Annotated in this window: 1 pseudogene; it reads left to right on the top strand. The window is 64.0% G+C overall.

Annotation, left to right across the window (positions count from 1 at the left end):
- Window positions 1-236: pseudogene (gene glyA, locus SB822_RS61005) on the top strand (serine hydroxymethyltransferase); the annotation flags it as partial.

The raw sequence follows: 236 nt of genomic DNA, 5'->3' as shown, positions 1-236 counted from the left end.
CAGGGCGGTCCGCTGATGCATGTGATCGCCGGCAAGGCTGTCGCATTCAAAGAAGCGCTGTCGCCGGAGTTCAAGACGTATCAGCAGCACGTTGTCGAAAACGCTCGCGTGCTGGCGGAAACGCTGGTGAAGCGCGGCCTGCGCATCGTCTCGGGCCGCACCGAAAGCCACGTGATGCTGGTCGATCTGCGCGCGAAGAAGATTACCGGCAAGGCTGCGGAAGCCGCGCTCGGCGC

This window comes from Paraburkholderia sp. SIMBA_054 (genome assembly GCF_046534875.1).
GTDB lineage: Bacteria > Pseudomonadota > Gammaproteobacteria > Burkholderiales > Burkholderiaceae > Paraburkholderia > Paraburkholderia hospita.
The sequence above is the reverse complement of the archived record's forward strand: the minus strand, read 5'-3'. Positions and strand labels throughout refer to the sequence as shown.